At 64.4% G+C, this 19,881-nt stretch carries 14 protein-coding genes; 6 read left to right on the top strand and 8 right to left on the bottom strand.

Features of this window, described 5'->3' with window-relative positions; all coding sequences use genetic code 11:
- Window positions 1-7: 7 nt before the first annotated feature.
- Both AC3WN8_RS03560 and AC3WN8_RS03555 read right to left on the bottom strand, forming a co-directional pair.
- Entirely contained in the window at window positions 8-2,395 is a 2,388-nt protein-coding gene (locus AC3WN8_RS03560; protein ID WP_492668000.1) for a S9 family peptidase, read from the bottom strand.
- 127 nt (window positions 2,396-2,522) lie between these two features.
- Entirely contained in the window at window positions 2,523-4,892 is a 2,370-nt protein-coding gene (locus AC3WN8_RS03555) for a TonB-dependent receptor (RefSeq protein ID WP_492667999.1), read from the bottom strand.
- Window positions 4,893-5,112: 220 nt separating this feature from the next.
- On the opposite strand from AC3WN8_RS03555, the gene AC3WN8_RS03550 reads away from it, so the two are divergent.
- Window positions 5,113-6,015, top strand: a complete 903-nt coding sequence (locus AC3WN8_RS03550) for a MurR/RpiR family transcriptional regulator (protein WP_492667998.1) — start codon at window positions 5,113-5,115, stop codon at window positions 6,013-6,015.
- Window positions 6,016-6,090: 75 nt separating this feature from the next.
- Here the strand turns inward: AC3WN8_RS03550 and AC3WN8_RS03545 are convergent, their stop codons facing one another.
- Entirely contained in the window at window positions 6,091-7,530 is a 1,440-nt protein-coding gene (locus AC3WN8_RS03545) for an amino acid permease (RefSeq protein ID WP_492667997.1), read from the bottom strand.
- 184 nt (window positions 7,531-7,714) lie between these two features.
- Between AC3WN8_RS03545 and dgcN the strand changes: the two genes are divergently transcribed.
- From dgcN to AC3WN8_RS03525, 4 genes are read left to right on the top strand one after another with little or no spacing between them, the layout of a single operon-like run.
- Window positions 7,715-8,725, top strand: coding sequence for an N-acetyltransferase DgcN (gene dgcN, locus AC3WN8_RS03540; RefSeq protein WP_492667996.1), 1,011 nt, complete (start codon window positions 7,715-7,717; stop codon window positions 8,723-8,725).
- An 18-nt stretch (window positions 8,726-8,743) separates the two neighbouring features.
- Window positions 8,744-9,748, top strand: coding sequence for a dipeptide epimerase (locus AC3WN8_RS03535; protein ID WP_492667995.1), 1,005 nt, complete (start codon window positions 8,744-8,746; stop codon window positions 9,746-9,748).
- Window positions 9,749-9,795: 47 nt separating this feature from the next.
- Window positions 9,796-11,190, top strand: a complete 1,395-nt coding sequence (locus AC3WN8_RS03530) for a serine hydrolase domain-containing protein (protein WP_492667994.1) — start codon at window positions 9,796-9,798, stop codon at window positions 11,188-11,190.
- Window positions 11,191-11,216: 26 nt separating this feature from the next.
- The gene (locus AC3WN8_RS03525) at window positions 11,217-12,791 is read left to right on the top strand and encodes an N-acyl-D-amino-acid deacylase family protein (RefSeq protein WP_492667993.1); all 1,575 of its coding nucleotides are present in this window, start codon (window positions 11,217-11,219) and stop codon (window positions 12,789-12,791) included.
- Window positions 12,792-12,907: 116 nt separating this feature from the next.
- Here AC3WN8_RS03525 and AC3WN8_RS03520 read toward each other — a convergent pair whose 3' ends face one another.
- The 5 genes from AC3WN8_RS03520 to AC3WN8_RS03500 all read right to left on the bottom strand — a co-directional run bounded on the left by AC3WN8_RS03520 (window position 12,908) and on the right by AC3WN8_RS03500 (window position 19,096).
- A complete protein-coding gene (locus AC3WN8_RS03520; RefSeq protein WP_492667992.1) occupies window positions 12,908-13,585 on the bottom strand; it encodes a prolyl hydroxylase family protein in 678 nt (225 codons plus the stop codon).
- Window positions 13,582-16,080, bottom strand: coding sequence for a DNA topoisomerase (ATP-hydrolyzing) subunit B (gene gyrB / locus AC3WN8_RS03515; RefSeq protein ID WP_492667991.1), 2,499 nt, complete (start codon window positions 16,078-16,080; stop codon window positions 13,582-13,584). Before gyrB ends, AC3WN8_RS03520 begins: the two co-directional genes overlap by 4 nt.
- Window positions 16,081-16,158: 78 nt before the next feature.
- Window positions 16,159-17,235: a DNA replication/repair protein RecF gene (gene recF / locus AC3WN8_RS03510; protein WP_492667990.1), complete on the bottom strand. Its 1,077-nt coding sequence runs from the start codon at window positions 17,233-17,235 to the stop codon at window positions 16,159-16,161.
- Window positions 17,236-17,272: 37 nt separating this feature from the next.
- The gene (gene dnaN, locus AC3WN8_RS03505) at window positions 17,273-18,385 is read right to left on the bottom strand and encodes a DNA polymerase III subunit beta (protein ID WP_492667989.1); all 1,113 of its coding nucleotides are present in this window, start codon (window positions 18,383-18,385) and stop codon (window positions 17,273-17,275) included.
- Between the two features lie 135 nt (window positions 18,386-18,520).
- The gene (locus AC3WN8_RS03500; protein WP_492667988.1) at window positions 18,521-19,096 is read right to left on the bottom strand and encodes an outer membrane protein; all 576 of its coding nucleotides are present in this window, start codon (window positions 19,094-19,096) and stop codon (window positions 18,521-18,523) included.
- A gap of 137 nt (window positions 19,097-19,233) precedes the next feature.
- On the opposite strand from AC3WN8_RS03500, the gene AC3WN8_RS03495 reads away from it, so the two are divergent.
- Entirely contained in the window at window positions 19,234-19,875 is a 642-nt protein-coding gene (locus AC3WN8_RS03495) for a histidine phosphatase family protein (protein ID WP_492667987.1), read from the top strand.
- The last annotated feature ends 6 nt before the right edge of the window (window positions 19,876-19,881 follow it).

The raw sequence follows: 19,881 nt of genomic DNA, 5'->3' as shown, positions 1-19,881 counted from the left end.
GATCTCCTTATTCGGGTTTGGTGAGCACGACGTCCGACGGCGGCTGTTCGTTCTTCATGTTGACGACGAAATAGTCCCACATCCGCTTGATGAAGTACGGGTTGCCCATGATGCCGTGATTGACGTTGGGCATGACCAGCATGTCGAACGGCTTGTTGTTCTTGATGAGCTGATCGACGACGCGCATCGTGTTTGCGGGATGGACATTGTCGTCCATGTCGCCATGGGCGATCAGCAGCTTGCCCTTGAAATTGCGGACATTGTGGTACGACGCGATCGCCTCGTACCCCTTGTCGTCGAAGGGCCCCTGATAATTCTCGCCCCAGATCGCGAGATAGCTCCGCTGGTCGTGATTGCCCGCGGATGCGACGCCGACCTTGTAGAAATCGGGATAGTCGAACAGCGCGTGGACGGTGGCGAAGCCGCCGCCCGACGTGCCGTAGATCCCGACATTGCCGCCATCGAGCCAGGGCCTGGATTGGGTGAGCTGGCGGATCGCGGCCACATGATCCTCGAGGCCCCCGGCGGCGCCCATATTGCCATAGGCGAACGACCGGAATTCCTTGGAACGCAGCGGTGTGCCGCGACCGTCGACGATCATGACGACGAAGCCGAGTTCGGCAACGGCCTGCGCCAGACCTCTATCGCCCATGAACCGGGTCGGTGTTCGCGTGACCTGTGGACCGGGATAGATCGAATCGATCACTGGATAGCGCTTCGCAGGGTCGAAATTGCTCGGCTTCAGCAACAGGCCATAGATCGGCGTTTTCCCGTCGGCCGCCATGACGCGGAAGGGTTCGGGCGGGATATAGGATGCGATCGCGGCGCCGAGCGTCGCGGTTTCCATGTCGAGTATCCTGCTGCCGCGCGCATCGCGGATCAGCGTGACGCTGGGCTGGGTGGGGGTCGAATAGCTGTCGACGAAATAGGCCCCGTCGGGTGAGAAGCCCGCCGTTTCGGGTGCGGGCGGCGCCTGACCGAACGCAGTGGCGGAGGCCGCATCGGCAGGCACCCGGACTTCATGATCGGCGTCTTCGCGCGTGAGGCGGGTGAGCCCGGTTCCGTCCAGCTTCACCCGCCAGATCGCGCGATAATAGGGGTTGGCGCTGTCCTCCGCGCCGATCGCGGAGAAATAGAGCGTGCCCGCCGCTTCGTCGATCCGGATGATCTCGCGGACCATCCAGGATCCCGACGTCAGCGCGTTCTTCAGCGCACCGGTCCTGCCGTCATAGCGATAGAGATGCAGCGCCCCCGATCGTTCCGAAGGCCAGATGAAATCGCCATTGGCCAGTGCACGCGCCAGCGGCGGATCGGGCAGGGTGTGCGCCGGCAGATAATTGACGGTCTCGGTCTCGCTTCTGAGCACCCGCGCACGGCCCGATTGCGCATCGATTTCGGTAAACGACATCGTCCGATAGCTGCGATCGACCTGGATCAGATGGGCTTTGTGGCCGTCTGCTGACCAGCTGACATAGCGCATCGCGATCGGCCCCTCCGCAGGGGCGATGACGGGGGGCTGATCGACGCGGATCTGCTTTCCCGTCCGAAGATCGAAGACGAAGAACTCGGCCATCGTCTCGGTGTCGCCGGGAAAGGCATAGCGATAGTCGTGGACGACCGGCCGCACCGAGCCGTCTTCCGGCACGGTCTGGAGCAGGTGAAGCGGCTTCACCTTCGACTGATCGAGCCGGTAGGTGATATATTTTCCGCCATCTGGCGAAAAGACGCCGACGGGTATCTGGGACTTGCCGCTTCGCCGCTGCGTGATTTCGGACGTGCTGGCTTCGGGAAGAACCGCATAGCTGCGATCCCTGTCGCCATCGGTGGTGAGCGGCCGCGCCTCGCCGGTGGCGAGATCGCGCAGCCAGAGATTGTGATCCTTCACGAACAGCGATCGTTGCCCACCCGGTGCCGCGGCTTCACCGGCATCAGGCGGCGGCATGGCGTGCCCGCTGCAGGCAAGCTTTTGGAGATCGCATGTCCACACCTTCTTCTCGGCCACGATCTCCGGCGTTCCGCGTGCGGATTTATAGATCAGATCGTCGATCGGAAGCTGGTTCGCGCGGATCTCGCGTCCGAGCGCGTCGCTCAGTGCCCGGGCCATCCTGTCGTGATCGAAGGCGCGCGTCTTCGTCTTGCTGGCCGCATCGGCGAGGATGAATTCGTGCCCGCCATCGAAGCTGCGCTTGTACCAGAGGCGGTGGCCGCCCGCGATCCAGCGATGGCCGATATCGTTGTTGTGGATATTCCCATCGATAGTCCAGGACAGGAAATTCTGTGCGCGCCGGTAATCTTCGCGGACGCGATCGTCGGCGTCGGCCGCGGCGGCAGTCGTCGTGGCGAGGCCGGAAAGCAGGGCGGCGGATATCAGCAGCATGCGCGATGCGTGGCTCATGGCGTCGATCTCTTGTTTCGAGACAATACGACCCGCGCCCCTGCAGTTCGCATGGATCGAATTGCGTTTTCCTTGGTCGAGAGCCGCCGCCATCGGGCTTGCGCCCAGCGGCGGCGGGACGTTCGGATCAGAAGCGCTTGGTCAGCCCAAGCCCGATCGTGCGCGGACGATTGGCGTAGTAAAGGACGTCCGAGGTCGCGAAATTGCTGTTGGCGAAGCTATAGTTCCGCGACATCTTAAAACGCGCATCGAACAGATTGTCGGCGAAGATGCGGGCGCTCCAGTTCTCCCCTTCCAAGCGCAGCGAAAGGTTGGACAGCCAATAGCCGGCGATCGGCAGATATTGCGGATTGACGCTCGTGGAGGGGACCAGCGAACCGGCCGTCGTACCGCGAACGGGCTTGAAGCGGCCGAAATCGGCATCGCTGCTGCTCGTATAGCTGGCCAGCCAGTTCAGTCCGGCTTTCAGGCCGCCGCCGATTTCGGTGCTGTAATCCGCCATCAGCGATAGCGCGTGGCGTGGAACCATCGGCATCCGCTCACCCTTGAAGCCGATGCGCTCGATCGACTCGGTCAGCTTCGCGTCGGTATAGCTATAGCCCAGGTTGAAGGAGAGGCCGGACAGCAGGATGTCGCGCGCATTCAGTTCGATCTCGACGCCCTGCGAGACCGCCTTGCCGGCATTGCCCTGATAGGAGAAGCCGATCGGGGTGCGGACGGTGGTCTGGATGTCCGACCAGTCGATCCGGAACAGCGCCGAGCTCACATAGATGCGGTTCTGCGCGAGCGAGAATTTGCCGCCAAGCTCGTAGCTAATCAGGTCGTCGGAGTTGAACTGATATCCTTCGGGCGGAACGCCCGTGTTGGGCGTCAGGCGATTGAAGCCGCCCGGGCGGAACCCCTGCGCGACCGTCACATAGATCAGGCCGTCGCTGCCAAACTTGTAAGAGGTGTTGAAGCGCCAGACCGTGCCCTTCTCATGGTTGCTGCCATAGGAGAATTCATCCGCATACGGCACGGTGCGCGCCAGGCCATTGGCATCGCGGGCGTTGCGGCCGAACCACTGATCGATCGCGTAGAAGTCGCCATTGCCGCGTACGTCGAAATAGCGTCCGCCGACCGAAGCCTGCCAAGCGTCGGTAAACTGGTATTTGAGTTCGCCGAACACTGCATATTGCCGCGAACGATCGGTATAGGCGTAGTTATATTCCTTGTTGTCGTTGAGCTCGGCGCCGATGATGTTCTGCTCGAAGGCATCCTGCCCCGGAAAGGGGACGGGCACGAATTCCTGGTCGTTCTCGCCGGTGCGCACCTTGTTGTAATAGCCGCCGACGATCCAGTTGAACGGACCGTCCGATGCCGAGACCAGCCGGATTTCCTGGGTGAAGGCATGTGATCGGGCGCGGCGCACCGAATATTCGGTGAATTCGGGAATGTCGTTGGGGTCGAGGAAACTGCCGAAGATCGAATCGCGGATGCCGAAAGTGCCATCGTTCGAGGAATCATGCTTCTCGTCGATATAGGACGAGCTCGATGTCAGCCTGGCCCAGCCGAAATCATAAGCGAGCGTGAGATTGCCGAGTTGCGCCCGGTAACGGGTGTCGCCGGGATGGATGTAATCGACGGTGTCCCGCGGCTGGCTTTCGCGCTGCACGGCCGATTCGCCGTAGCGCGCGGTCTGGCGATAATAAGTGAGATTGATCTCCAGATCGTCGACCGGCTTCATCAACACCGCGATGCGGCCCGACGTCGTCCGGTCGTCATTGACGTTCCTGGCGCCCGTTCGGACATTGTCGACGAAACCGTCATTGTCGAAATGACCCAGATTGGCGCGGACCGCGATCCAGTCGTTGATGGGCACATTGACCATTCCGGTCAGATTGTAATTGGCGCCGCCACCGCGCGTCGTCGAAAGCTCGGCGCCGACATTGCCTTCGAATTTCCCGGTATCGGGCTTTTTCGAGATGTAGCGCAGTGTGCCGCCGATCGCGCCGCCGCCGAACAGCGTGCCCTGGGGGCCGCGCAGCACTTCGACGCGTTCGATGTCGAGCAGCTTCAGGTCCAGCGGTGTGCCGCGATAGGGCATGTCCACCGGTACTTCGTCGACATAGACCGTCGTCGTCGGCGCGAGGCCCGCTTCGGTGCCCGTGCGCAGGCCGCGCAGCACCAGCTTGGTGCCGCCCGACGGCCCATAGCTGTTCATCGAGAGGCCGGGCACCGTGCGCGCGAAATCGGTCAGGTCGGTCGCGCCGGTCTTCTCCAGCGTGTCGGCCGAGATCGCCTGGATGTTGAACGGCACGTCGCGGACGGTTTCGGACCGTCGTGTCGCGGTGACGATGATTTCGTCGGCCGCCTGGGCAGTGTCGTTGGCCGTCTTCTGTTGCGGCGCGGATGCGCTTTCCTGCGCAAGAACCGGGCTTGCCAGCGCGATCATCGATGCCGCCGATACCAGTCCCGACCGGATTGCCCGGTGAAGCCTGTTCTGCCTGATCGTCATTTTTCCCCCCTTTGTTTCTGGTGACGAAGGCGCGCGCTCGTCTGTGCGAGTCGCGAACCGATCCGACTCGATAAGGGTATATTTATATCAATGTGTCAATCCATGAGATATAAGTAACACATGTCTTGTGCGCCCGCGGAGATCGGGCGATGGCCATGCTGGCGTAGGCGAACCGGCTATTCTAAGACGGTTTGTCGAGAGGAACGGGGAGAGATGAGACGTGCAAGGGGGAGCCGATACGTCCCGCGATCTGCTGCAGCGGCTCGAGGACAGCCTTGAGAGCTTCACGCCGGCAGAGCGCACGATCGCTAATTTCATCCTGACCAACCGCGGCGGGATCGCGTTCGAGACCGCCAATTCGATCGCCGACAAGCTGGAAGTGAGCGCGATCACCGTCGGGCGCTTCTCGCGCAAGATGGGCTATCGCCATTTCAAGGACCTGAAGGCGGGGCTGCGCACCACCATGTCGGGCGTGCCGTGGCTGGTCGGCGATCAGGTGACGGAATTCGTCGGCGCGCGCGGTGAGAGCAACCGAACCAAGCGCAGCCTCGAACTCGAGCTGGCGGGAATCATCGAAGTCTATGCGATGGCGGAAAGCGAGACCTGGAAACAGATCGTCGCGCTGCTGGCGCACAGCCGCTATGTGCATGTCGCCGGTTTCCAGACCGAGCGCGGCGTTGCGGCCACGCTCGCGCATCTGCTGCAATATGCGCGCGACGGCGTCAGCGTCGTCGACATGACGGCGGGAAATTATCACGAGATCTTCGCCGGCGATCCCGAAGGACGCTGCCTGGTTCTCATCGATCTGCGTCGCTATTCCGAACACGCCTATGATCTGGCCGCACGGGCGCATCGCAACGGCATCCCAGTGGTGATGCTCACCGACAAATTCTGCGACTGGATACGCAAGTTCACCAGCCACGTCATCGCCGCCTCTACCGAGGTCGAGCTGTTCTGGAGCTCACAGGTTGCGCTCGGCTGCGTGGTCAATCTTCTGGTCAACGACGTGATCGGGGAGCTCGGGGCGCCAGTCGAAGAGCGCCTCGAGCGCCTGTCCGAACTCTATCAATCCTATACTGGGCATGTCGGCAGTCCGTCCGCGCGTCGGGCGGGCAAATCTTGATCCGGAGCGGGTGATCCGCTTCCGTCTGCTCACCCGCTCCCGTCGTTCGATGTTTTCCTCGAACCGCGAATCTCCCTATCCGCCGTTTTTCCGCCTCAGGCCGTAAAGCCAATAGACCGCACCGCCGATCGCCAGCCAGATGACGAGCCGGATCCATGTATCCAGCGGCAGGCTCCACATCAGATACAGGCAGGCGGCAATGCTGAGCAGCGGCGTCCAGGGGTAGAATGGCACGCGGAACGGCCGGGCGACTCCGGGCTCGCGCCGGCGCAGGACGATGACGCTGGCCGCGACCATGACGAAGGCGAACAATGTCCCCATCGAGATGAGTTCGCTGAGCAGGCTCAGCGGGAGCACGCCCGCGGCGATCGACGCGATCACGCCCGTCACCAGCGTTCCGGCAAAGGGAATGTGCGAATTGGCGCTGACGCGGGTGAAGGCCGCCGGCAACAGGCCGTCTCGCCCCATCGCATAGAAGATGCGCACCTGGCCGAGCAGGCTGACCAGCAGCACCGAAACCAGCCCGGCGATCGCGACGAAGCCGACGACCAGCTTGGCCCAGGCGAGCCCCGGGCCCGCGGCGTTGAGCGCGACATAGACGGGATCGGGAACGTCGAGCAGCCGGTAGCTGACGAGCCCGGTGATGACGAGCCCGACAAGCGCATAGAGCAATGTCGTCACGCCCACCGAGGCGAGCAGCGCGCGGGGAACGGTGCGCTGCGGATCGCGAACATCCTGTGCCAGCGTCGAGACGGCATCGAACCCGACATAGGCGAAGAACAGGACGCCCGCGCCCTGCAGGACGCCCGACCAGCCGAATCGGCCGAACACCCCCTCATTGGCGGGGACGAACGGTGTCCAATTGGCCTGGTCGACAAAGGCGAAACCGGTCGCCACGACAAGCAGCATCGCGCCGATCTTGGCCACGACGATCAGCGTGTTGATCCGCGCCGAGAATTCGGTGCCGCGCAGCAGCATCGCGGTGCAGGCGATCGTCAGCAGCACCGCGGGCAGATCGATGATCGATCCCGTCGCCACCAGCTGGCGGTCGGCGGAAATCGCGAACGGCGCCTGTGCGAAGAGTGCGGGAACGCCCAGGCCGATATCGTGCAGCACCGACTGGGCATAAGCCGACCAGCCGATCGCGATGAGCGCGCCGGCAAAAAGATATTCGAGCACGAGGCACCAGCCCACCGACCAGGCGGCTGCCTCACCCATCGAGGCATGGGTGTAGGAATAGGCGCTGCCCGCAACCGGCATCATCGCCGCCAGCTCGGCATAGCAGAGCCCGGCAAGCAGGCAGACTCCACTGGCGATCAGGAAGGACAGCGCCACCGCCGGACCCGAATGCTGCGCGGCGACGGTGCCGGTGAGAATGAAGATGCCCGCGCCGACGGTGCTGCCGACACCGAAGCAGATCAGCGCGAACAGGCCGATATTGGGCGAAAGCTTCGCGCCATTCTCGCCGACGCTCGCCTGGAGCATGGCGACGGTCTTGCGGGCGAGCGGCTTCATGCCGGCACCGGCGGCGAAGGGAAGGTTTTCAAGCGCGGTCTCCAGATCGTCGGTGTGTTTGTGTCGGTCGACGGGGATTTGTTATTTTTATGTCAGTTGACTTCTAGAGTGATATTTATAACTATCAAGCGGTTCCGGGGCGCTCATGGTGTCGCCCCCCATTCTGCAAGAAAGATCGCGTCGGATGATCATCCCTGGAAAATATCTGTTGTTTCTGGGTGATGTGGCCGACCGGCTCGATGCCAAGACGGCGTGCGGACTCGTGGACTGGTCGGGCGAGCGCTGCGTCGGCCAGTGGCGACTGCCATCCTGCGGCGTCGATCTGGGGCTGGAGGACATGGATTTCGCGCAGGCGCGGGCCGCGGGCGCACAGACGCTGGTGATCGGCGTCACCCCCTTTGGCGGCGCCATCGCGCCCGAATGGGTCGCGCCGCTCGCCGCCGCGCTCAAAGCGGGGCTCAACGTGGCGAGCGGGATGCATGCCCGGCTCGGCAGCGTGCCCGAGATCGCCGCCGCCGCCCGGGCTTCCGGGGCGTCGCTGTTCGACGTTCGCGTGCCGGGGCGCAGCTTTCCGGTCGGTTCGGGGCGCAAGCGGTCCGGCCGGCGCATGCTGATGGTCGGCACCGACTGCGCCGTCGGCAAGAAATACAGCGCACTCGCCATCGCGCGCGAAATGGCGGCACGCGGCATGAAGGCGACGTTCCGTGCGACCGGACAGACGGGCATATTGATCGCGGGCGAAGGCGTTCCGATCGATGCCGTGGTGTCCGATTTCGTCGCCGGCGCGGCGGAAACGCTGTCGCCCGATAATGACCATGACCATTGGGACGTGATCGAGGGCCAGGGTTCGCTGTTCCATCCCGCCTATGCGGGCGTGGCGCTCGGCCTGCTCCACGGCTCGCAGCCCGACGCCATCATCCTGTGCCATGCGGCGGGCCGGACGCATGTCGACGGCTATCCCGATTTCCCGCTTCCCGACCTTGCCGAGTGCATCGAGACCAATCTCGTCATGGCGCGCCGGATCAATCCGGCGGTGCGTTGCGCGGGCATCAGCATCAATTGCTCGGCGCTTTCCGCTGATGCGCGGGCGGATCATCTGAAGGCGATCTCCGATCGGTTCGGGCTCCCCTGCTTCGATCCCGTGGCGACGGGGCCGGGGGCGCTCGTTGCGCACATCGCCGCAAGTTTCGACTGATCGGTCCCGGAAAACATCATGGACATCGCGGTTCGCATCGAGACCTGGCCTCTTGTCTACCCGTTCCGCATCACGGGCTGGAGCTATGACGCGATCGAGCTGGTCGTCGCGACCGTGCGCGATGGCGATTGTGAGGGCCGTGGTGAGGCGGCGGGCGTCGATTATCTCGGCGAGACGCCGGCGAGCATTGCTGCGGCCATCGCATCGGTCGGCGACGCGTTCGGCGCGGGCATGGACCGTACGCGCCTCCAGTCGCTGCTGCCCATAGGGGGTGCGCGCAACGCGCTCGACTGCGCGCTCTGGGATCTCGAAGCCGCGCGGTCGGGCCGACCGGCCTGGCAGGATGCAGGCATCTCCGTGCCGAAACCGTGCCTGACCACTTGGACGATCGGCGCCGAGCCCCCCGAGGTCGTGGCTGAGCGGGCAATCGGATTTGGCGATGCGCGCGCACTCAAGCTCAAGCTGACCGGGGACGGGCTGGATGCCGAGCGCGTTCGTGCCGCACGCGCCGCGCGGCCCGATGTCTGGCTGGGTGTCGACGGCAATCAGGGTTTTTCGCGTGCCGGTCTCGAACAGCTGATGCCCGTGCTGGTGGAGGCGGGGGTCGCGCTGATCGAACAGCCTCTGCCGCTGGATCGCGACACCGATCTCGAAGCCTTCGAGTCACCGATCCCGCTTGCGGCGGATGAAAGCGTGCAGGGGCTGGCCTCGATCGCCACGCTGCCCAGCGCCTTTTCGGTGGTCAATATCAAGCTCGACAAATGCGGCGGCCTGACCGAGGCGCTGGCGATGGTCGAAGCGGCGCGCGCACGCGGCATGCAGGTGATGGTCGGCAATATGCTGGGCACATCGCTCGCCATGGCGCCGGCCTTCATCGTCGGCCAGCTGTGCGACATCGTCGATCTCGACGGCCCGGTGCTGCTGACCCGCGATCGTGCGCCTGTCGCCGATTATCGTGACGGCATGGTCTGGTGTTCCGAAGACATATGGGGCGGCGGCCGGCGCGAGGCACTGCGCGCATGACGTGACTATCCGCTGCGACGACAGATGAGATCATAAGGGGAGAGACGATGTTCGGACTGGCCAAGACATTATGCGCGGTGGCGACGCTCTGCGTTGCCGCGCCGGCGCTGGCGGCACCCGATCCCGAGACCTTCAAAAAGCAGCTCGACACGTTCATCGAGCGCGAGATGCGCGAGGAAAAAGTGCCCGGCGTTTCGGTCGCGATACTGCGCAAGGGTGAGATCGTTGTCGCCAAGGGCTATGGCCGCGCCACCGTCGAGCACGATGTTCCCGTGACGACCGAAACCATTTTCCAGTCGGGCTCGGTCGGCAAGATGTTCACCGCCGCCGCGGTGATGTCACAGGTCGAACAAGGCAAAATGAGCCTCGACGATCCGGTTTCCAAATATGTGCCCGATGCGCCGGCGAGTTGGCGGACGATGACCATCCGCCACCTCCTCACCCACACATCGGGCGTCGCCGAATACGAGCGCGATTTCGATTACCGGCGCGACTATACCGACGACGAACTCGTCAAGATCGCCGCCGCGATGCCGCTCGATTTCACGCCCGGCGCGCGCTGGAGCTACAGCAATACCGGTTATGCGCTGCTCGGCATTCTCGTGAAGAAGGCGACGGGCAAATCCTATCTGGAGGTTCTCGACACCGAGGTTTTCAAGCCGCTCGGCATGAAGACGGCGCGCGGCATCAGCGACGGCGATATCGTCCTGCATCGCGCATCGGGCTACAAGCTTGTCGACGGCACGCTCAAGAATCAGGATTTCGTTTCGCCGACGATGAATTCGACCGCGGACGGCTCGCTCTATCTCTCGCTCGACGACATGATCGCATGGGCGCGCGGCGTCGAGCAGGGCAAGGTGCTCAGTCCCGCAAGCTGGAAACAGATCTATACGCCTGTCCGGCTGAATAGCGGCAAGCCTTATCCCTATGGCTTCGCTTGGAACCTCGACACGGCGGGGGGCAAGCCGCGCTATCATCATGGCGGCGCCTGGCAGGGTTTCCGTACCTATTATTCGCGTTACCTCGGCGACGATCTGTCGGTCGTCCTGCTGACCAACTCGGCAGCGACCAAACTCGACACGTTTATCGATGGGATCGCGAAGCTCTGGGATCCGGCGCTTGTCGCTGCCCCGCCGCGCCCCAAGCCAGAAGCTGAGACGGCTCGTCGGGTCACGGCACTGATCGAAGCGGCCCGCACAGGCAGTTTGCGCCAGGAGGATGTGCCGATGGCGGGCAAGGGTTTCGCCGAGATGTCGAACCCGTATTTCTCTAACATACTGAAGCCCGTGGGCGCGCTGACCAAACTGGAACTGACCGAGCGCGAGGAACTGGGTGACGACATCAGCTACACCTATGCCGCCACCTTCGGCGATCGCACGATGAAGGTGCGATATGCGGTGGCACCGGGCAATCAGGTCTCGTCTTTCATGATCTCCCAATAAACAGCACGACAAGGGGCAGGATGGCCATGGGTATCGATCTTATGCAGCATTCGCGACCGGGCAGGCGGTGCGGCTATATTCTGGCAATCGCCGCGATGGTGCTTGCGCCATCCGGTGTCGCCGGCGCGCAATCTTCGCAATCGACGCTCATCACGGGCGCAAAAGTCGTCGACGGCACCGGCGCACCGGCGCGCTCCGCCTCGGTGCGGATCGAAGGCGGCACCATCGTCGCGGTCGGTGATCTCGCGCCGCGCGCGGCGGAGCAGGTGATCGACGCGGGCGGGCAGGTGTTGTCGCCGGGCTTCATCGATACCCATAGCCATCACGACCGCGGATTGTTCGAACAGCCCGATGCCGTGCCCGTGACGAGCCAGGGCATCACCACGATCATCGTGGGCCAGGACGGCGGATCGGAATTGCCGTTGAGCCCGCTGTTCGCGCATATGAAGAAGACACCCGTGGCGGTGAACATCGCCTCCTATGTGGGGCATAACTCCATCCGGGCGGCTGTGCTCGGCGAGGATTACAAGCGGGTCGCTACCGCTGCCGAGATCGAACGGATGCGCGCGCTGGTCCAGACGGCGATGGGGGCGGGCGCGCTCGGGCTGTCGACGGGGCTGGAATATGATCCCGGCATCTATGCCAGCAAGGACGAGGTGCTGACGCTGGCGAAGGAAGCTGCGCGTTTCGGCGGCCGCTATATCAGCCACATCCGCAGCGAGGACCAGTATATCTGGGCCGCGCTCGACGAGATCGTCAATATCGGGCGGGTCACCGGCATGCCCGTCCAGGTCTCGCACATGAAGCTCGCCATGACCGACTGGTGGGGCCAGGCCGATCGCTATCTGGGCGTTATGGACCGCGCCCGTACCGAGGGCGTCGACATCACCGGCGATGTCTATCCCTATGAATATTGGCAATCGACGCTGACCGTCATGTTCCCCAAGCGCGATTTCAAGAATCGTGAAAGCGCCGAGTTCGCGCTCAAGCATCTCGCACCGGCGGAAGGGCTGCTGCTCTCGGACTTCAGCCCGGACCCGAGCCTGGTCGGCAAGACCGTCGCGCAAGTCGCGACGCAGCGCGGGATCGACCCCGCCGAAGCGCTGATGCAATTGATCGCCGAATCGCAAGCGCCCGGCGCCAGTGAAATGGTGATCGGCACCAGCATGCGCGGCGACGATGTCGCGAAGCTGATCGCCTGGCCGCATGCGAACATCAGCAGCGACGGCATGCTCGGCGATCGCCATCCGCGCGGCATCGGATCCTTCCCCCGCATATTGCGCCTTTATGTGCGCGAGCAGCCCGTGATCACGCTGGAACAGGCGATCCACACCATGACCGAGGCGGCGGCCGAGCATATGGGCATCGCCGATCGTGGCGTCATCCGCCCCGGCGCGCGCGCGGATCTGGTGCTGTTCGATCCGGCGCAAATCGCCGATCGCGCCACCAGCGAGAATCCCGGCGCGCAATCGGTCGGTATCTCGCGGGTCTGGGTCAATGGCGCCCTGGTCTTCAAGGACGGCCAGGCAACGGGCACCCGTTCCGGCCAGCCCGTGCTGCGCGGCCCGTCGGCCAAGAAAAAGGCCGCCGGTCGCCGTTAGAGCGGTTCCGAATTATCAATCACGATCGACGCACCCGCTGTCATTCCCGCGTACGCGGGAATGACAATGAAGCGGTTCAATTGAGCAGAGGCGAGCCCCCAAAATCTGGATCTTAGCTAGACCCAGGGGCGTTCGCGGAACCACTTGGTGACGATGTGCTTGACGCCCGCCGTCACCGGCAGGCCGGCATGGAGACTGTCGAGATTGGGCGCGCCGTCCGCGCCCATATTGTTCCAGGCGAGCAGCAGACCGGCGCGGGGCGCGACCTTCGCGCCGGCGGAGGGGAAATATGTTTCGCCGCCCGCCTCGGGCTGGTTGAGATAGATCATCGCGGTCCAGCTCCGCTGTCCGCCATGTTTTTCCTGGTCCGGCCAATAAGCCTGGCTGACATGGAAGAAATCGTGATGCGCCTTGAACTGCTGGCCCGGTTCGTAGCGCTGACCCTGTATCGTTTCGCCATGGTTGACGGGAATGCCGAGCAATGCGCAGATCCGTGTATCGATCGCGTTCACGCCGGGATCCCACCGATCGAGATCGCCGCTCGAACTGGTGCGAAAGGCGGCGTCGCCGCCGTCGAGGAACACCGTGGACGGCCGGCTGCACGCGTCGATCAGCCCGATGAGGAAGCGGCAATCCGCCTCGCTCAGGAAATTCTCGCGCACGAACAGGTCCATGCCGCCCACCGGCACCTTCTGCACGCCCGGCGTCCGCGACAGCCGGGCATCCACATGGGCGCCGATTTCGGCCAGCGCGGGCGAAGGCGGCCCGCCATATGCGTTGCTCGCCTTACTCAAACGTCGAGATTCGCCACGTTGAGCGCGTTTTCCTGAATGAATTCGCGCCGCGGTTCGACGACATCGCCCATCAACCGGGTGAAGATCTCATCGGCCAGGTCGGCCTGCGCGATCTCGACTCGCAGGAGCGACCGGTTCTGCGGATCCAGCGTGGTTTCCCAGAGCTGCTCGGCATTCATCTCGCCCAGGCCCTTATAGCGCTGGATCGAAAGCCCCTTGCGTCCGGCCGCCAGGATCGCTTCGAGCAGGTCGGACGGCCGGGTCACGCTTGCGCCCTTGGTATCGGCGACGGGTGCCTCTTCCTCACCATCGGCTTCCGCCGCGTCCTGCTGTGCCGCTGCGCCCTTGGGCAGGGTCACCAGCTTGGCAACGCCGGCATAGCTTTCCACCTGCTCTTCGATCAGCGCATGGAGGCGCCGAGCCTCCTGGCTGGAGAGGAAAGCGGCTTCGATGATGTGATGATCGGTGACGCCGCGCCACAGCCGCTGCAGGTGATAGCCGCCCTCGGCGCTGAGGCCGGCCGACCAGCGTGCTTCGGGGTCGGCACGGTCGAGCCATTGCGCCACGCGCTTCAATGCTTCGCCGCGCTGATCCGCATTCGAACCGGGGTCGAGCGCGCCGACCAGCGCCAGCGCTTCGATGATCGCCGAATCGTAGCGACGCGGCACATAGCGCATCAGGCTGCGCATCCGCCGGGCATGGTCGGCCAGCGCCTTCAGATCCTCGCCGAAGCGCGTGCCGCCCGAGGTTTCAAGCCGGGTCGAGCCGACGCCCGCCTCGACCAGATAATTGTCGAGCGCGGTATCGTCCTTGACATAGACCTCGCTGCGGCCGCGTGCGACCTTGTAGAGCGGCGGCTGCGCGATGAAGAGGTGCCCGGCCTCGATGATCTCGGGCATCTGGCGATAGAAGAAGGTCAGCAGCAGCGTGCGGATATGCGCGCCGTCGACATCTGCGTCGGTCATGATGACGATCTTGTGGTAGCGCAGCTTTTCCAGGTTGAAATCGTCGCGCCCGATGCCGGTGCCCAGCGCCTGGATCATCGTGCCGATCTCCTTGGAGGAGAGCATGCGATCGAAGCGTGCGCGCTCGACGTTCAGGATCTTGCCCTTGAGTGGCAGGATCGCCTGGACGTTGCGGTCGCGGCCCTGCTTGGCCGATCCGCCTGCCGAGTCACCCTCGACCAGGAACAGTTCGGACTTGGCGGGATCGCGCTCCTGGCAATCGGCGAGCTTGCCGGGCAGCGAAGCGATATCCATCACGCCCTTGCGCCGGGTGAGCTCGCGCGCGCGCTTCGCGGCTTCGCGTGCCGCCGCCGCGTCGATTACCTTCTGGATGATCGAGCGCGCATTTGCCGGATTCTCCTCCAGCCACTCGGCCATCTTGTCGGCGATCAGGCTTTCGAGCGGCTGGCGGACTTCCGAGGAGACCAGCTTGTCCTTGGTCTGCGAGCTGAATTTGGGATCGGGCAGCTTGACCGAGACGATCGCGGTCAGCCCTTCGCGCATGTCGTCGCCGGTCAGCGAGACCTTTTCCTTCTTCAGCAGCCCCGATTTTTCGGCATAGGTGTTGAGCGTGCGGGTCAGCGCGGCGCGGAACGCCGCGAGATGGGTGCCGCCGTCGCGCTGCGGGATGTTGTTGGTGAAGCAGAGGACGTTTTCGTAATAGCTGTCGTTCCACTCGAGCGCGACGTCGATGCCGATATCGTCGCGCTGGCCGGTGATCGCGATCGGCTCGGGGAAGAGTGCGGTCTTCGCGCGGTCGAGATATTTGACGAAGGCCGCGATGCCGCCCTCATAATAAAGCTCATGCTCCACTTTCTCCTCGTGCCGCGCATCGGCCAGGATCAGCCGGACGCCCGAATTGAGGAAAGCGAGCTCGCGATAGCGATGCTCGAGCTTCTCGAAATCGAATTCGGTGATCTTGAAGGTGGCGGGGCTGGGGAAGAATGTGACCTTGGTCCCCTTCTTGCCATTGGCGGCACCGACCACTTTCAGCGGCGCGACGGCATCGCCGAAGGCGAAGCGCATATAATGCTCTTCATCGTCGCGCCAGATCGTCAGGTCGAGCCATTCGGACAGTGCGTTGACCACCGAGACGCCGACGCCGTGCAGGCCGCCCGAGACCTTATAGGCATTGTCGTCCGACGTGTTCTCGAACTTTCCGCCGGCATGGAGCTGGGTCATGATGACCTCGGCCGCCGACACGCCTTCCTCGGCATGGATGCCGGTCGGGATGCCGCGGCCATTATCCTCGACCGAGACGGAGCCGTCGGCGTTGAGCGTGATGCGGATCAGGTCGCAATGGCCCGCCAGCGCCTCGTCGATTGCATTGTCCGAAACCTCGAACACCATATGGTGCAGGCCCGATCCATCGTCGGTATCGCCGATATACATGCCCGGCCGCTTGCGGACCGCATCGAGCCCTTTCAGGACCTTGATGGAGTCGGCGCCATAGGCGTTCTGATTGCTGGTCTGGGTAGGTTCTTCGTTCATGCCGATTCTATAGCGAAGGGTCGGGCGAAGCCCAAGGAAAAGCGACTGTCGACGATGTCGGGAGCCAGGGCGCGAACCCTACATCAATATAGCGACGCCGTCGGCGATTTTGAAGCGGCTGGCGGAGTGCGGCAGGCCTTCGAACAGCGTCTCCTCGGTCCCGGTCATCCAGACCTGCCCGCCGGCCGCGTCGAGCCGGTCGAACAGGGCGGCGCGGCGGCGCGGGTCGAGGTGCGCGGCGACTTCGTCGAGCAGCAGCACGGGGCGGCGCCCGGCACGTTCGGCGACCAGATCGGCATGGGCCAGGATGATTCCGAGCAGCAGCGCCTTCTGTTCGCCGGTCGAGCAGCGCTCTGCGGGCTGGTCCTTGCCCAGATGCGTGACGATCAGGTCCTGGCGATGCGGCCCGGTCAAAGCGCGGCCTGCGGCAGCGTCGCGCGCGCGCCATGCGGCAAGATCGGCGGATGCGCCGCCTTCTATCGCGAGCCCCGCGCGCGCAAAGGGACCTTCGGGCGCAAGCGCGAGCCGTCCGCCGAGGGCGGCGACGGTCTCCAGTCGCGCCTCGGCTACGGCGGCGCCATGTTCGGCCATTTGTGCCTCGAGCGCGCCCAGCCAGGCCGGGTCGGGCGGGGCGTCGCCGGTCAGCAGCTTGGTCCGCGCGCGCATCGCAGCCTCGTAGCGCGTGGTCTGGACGGCATGGCCGGGATGGAGCGCAAGCACGAGCCGGTCGAGGAAACGCCGGCGATTGCCCGCGCCCTCGACGAACAGCCGGTCCATTGCTGGGGTCAGCCACAGGATCGAGATCCAGTCGGCCAGTGCGGTGGCGGCCGCCTGCGCGCCGTTGACGCGGACCTGGCGCCGTTCGGGCGCCGCAGGCGCGGTGCCGGTGCCGATCGCGAGCGGCTGTTCCTCGGCGGAGCGTTCGACGAGCTGCGCCGCCACGGCGAATCCGCCTGGGCCGCCGTCGCGTGCCATTTCGGACAGCGCCGCGCGCCGCAGCCCGCGGCCCGGGGCGAGCAGCGAGACGGCTTCGAGGATATTGGTCTTGCCCGCGCCATTCTCGCCGGTGAGCACGACGAAACCCGGCCCCGGCGCGATCAGTGCATCGGCATAGGAGCGGAAATCGCTCAGCGACAATCGGGTCAGCAGACTCATGGGTTTCCGATCAAAGTAGCACCTTGATCGGCGCGGGCTAGACCCGCATCGGCATGAGTACGTACAGCGCGGGCGACTTGTCGTTCTCGCGGATCAGCGTCGGCGCCGCCGCGTCGGCCAGATGGACCTCGACGATATCGCCCTCGATCTGGCCCAATATGTCGAGCAGATAGCGCGCATTGAAACCGATATCGAAGCCTTCGGACGCATAGTCGCCGGGGACTTCCTCGGCCGCAGTGCCATTCTCGGGGCTGGTCACCGACAGGGTGATCTTGTCGCGCTCCAGCGTCATCTTGACCGCGCGGGTCTTCTCGGTCGCGATGGTCGCGACGCGGTCCACGCCTTCCTCGAAGCTGCGCGGATCGATCTTGAGCATCTTGTCGTTGCCCGTCGGAATCACGCGGCTGTAGTCGGGGAAGGTGCCGTCGATCAGCTTGGAGGTCAGCACCGCGCTGCCCAGTCCGAATCGGATCTTGGTCGGCGACAGCGAAACCTCGACCGACCCGTCGACTTCGTCGAGCAGCTTGCGCAGTTCGGCCACGCATTTGCGCGGCACGATCACGTCGGGCATGCCCTCCGCACCGTCGGGGCGCGCCACCGTGACGCGCGCCAGGCGGTGGCCGTCGGTTGCCGCGGCCTTCAGCACCGGCTGCGATTCGTCGGAGACGTGCAGGAAGATGCCGTTGAGATAATAGCGCGTCTCCTCGGTGGAGATCGCGAAGCGGGTCTTGTCGATGATCTGGCGCAGCGTCTGCGCAGGCAGCTCGAACTTCGTCGGCAACTCGCCTTCCGCGATCACCGGGAAATCGTCGCGCGGCAGCGTCGAAAGGTTGAAGCGCGCGCGCCCGGCATTGACCTGCATCTTGCCGTCGGCCGCGGCGAGCTCGACTTGGCTGCCTTCGGGCAGCTTGCGTGCGATGTCGAACAATGTGTGCGCCGAAACGGTCGTCGCGCCGGCCTGATCGACTGCGGCCTCGACCGATTCGACGATTTGCAGGTCGAGGTCGGTCGCCATCAGCCGGATCGTGCCGTCCGCGCCTGCTTCCAGCAGGACGTTCGACAAAATGGGTATGGTGTTGCGCCGCTCGACCACCGACTGAACGTGGCTGAGGCTTTTCAGCAGCGTTGCGCGTTCGATCGTCGCCTTCATGTCCGTGTTCCCCCGGGCGTACCATTATGGCTGAAGCCGGAGCGCGGAACCGGCTCGGCCAGTCTCCCTCATTAGCAAGAAAAAGGGCCGGAGCAAGCGCCCCGACCCTCTTTTCTCAGGCATGTCGCCGACGGTTCAGAACCGGACGCCGACACCCGCGAGCGCCTGGTGACGCTCCACGCCCTGCTCATAGTTCGAGTAGCGATACTCGCCCTTCAGATAGACGCGGTTGCCGAGCGACTGCTCGACGCCCGCACCGACACGGATGCCGTCGAGGTGATTCTTCGACAGCGTGGTTTCGGTGGTGCCGTTATCCGAAGTGAATTTGGCATCGGCGTTGGTATAGCCCGCCTTTGCATAGAGCAGCGTCCGACCGCCAACGACGGTACCGACGCGTGCGCCTGCATAGAGATCGCGGCCAGCCTTCAGGCACAGCCGCGGATCGGCGACGGTCTTGGCGCCCGCGCAAGCGCGGTTGCTCGAATCGCTATACTCGACCTCGGCGCCGATCACGGCGCCGCCCATCTGCGCGTCATAGCCGGCATTGATGCCGTACATGACGTCGTCGCTCTTGCTGCCGCCGCCTTGGACGCGATCCCAGCCGACTACGCCTTCCACGCGCGGGCCGGTGAAGGGTGCGTCAGCATCCTGGGCCAGGGCGGGGGTGGCGAAGGCGATCGCGACAAGCGAGGCCAGAACAAGTTTACGCATGATTAAACTCCACTCATACTTTGCCCCGAAAGGGAGGGGGCGAGTGCTCAGTGCACTATTTCGATCGAGGTTGCATGAACCTCACATAAACAGCGCGAACCGTTGCAATTATGCCACGAACGCGCGATGGCCTCGCCATGGACCGGGCGAAACGCTACTTCATTGCGCGGCATGGCGAGACGGTATTCAACGCCGCCGCGCGGATGCAGGGCGAGCATCTCCACACCCCGCTCACCCGCGCCGGATTCCTCCAGGCGGATGCGATGGGGGCAGGGCTCAAACGCTATCTCGACGATCATCCCGGCCCGCCGCCGACGCTCTGGGCGTCGGATACCGGCCGCGCCCTGCAGACGCTGGCGGTGGTCGCCGAACATATCGGCGCCGACTGGCACCGGACGCGCACCGACGCGCGACTGCGTGAGATCGATGTCGGCGCCTGGGGTGGGCGCAATTATGCCGATGTGGTCGCCGAGGGCGGGCCGCTGATCGATCCGGTGTCCGGCCTGTTCAACCGGGTGCCGCCCGGCGGCGAATGGTATGACCAGATCGCGGCACGCCTGACCGCATGGTTGGCGGATATTGGCGACGAACCGGGCGACCGGCTGGTCATCATGCACGGATTGTCGTCGCGGGTGCTGCGCGGGGTGATGACCGGGGCCGCGCACGATCCGGTGCTCAAGGCGGGGGTCGCGGCCGGCCTGCCGCAGGGATCGATGGTGATGATCGCCGACGGGGTCGAAAGCGTGATCCATCTCGGCCGGGGCAGGGCGCCGGCGTGATCCGGG

The sequence above is a fragment of the Sphingobium sp. FW305-3-2-15-F-TSA7 genome (genome assembly GCF_058787155.1).
The sequence above is the reverse complement of the archived record's forward strand: the minus strand, read 5'-3'. Positions and strand labels throughout refer to the sequence as shown.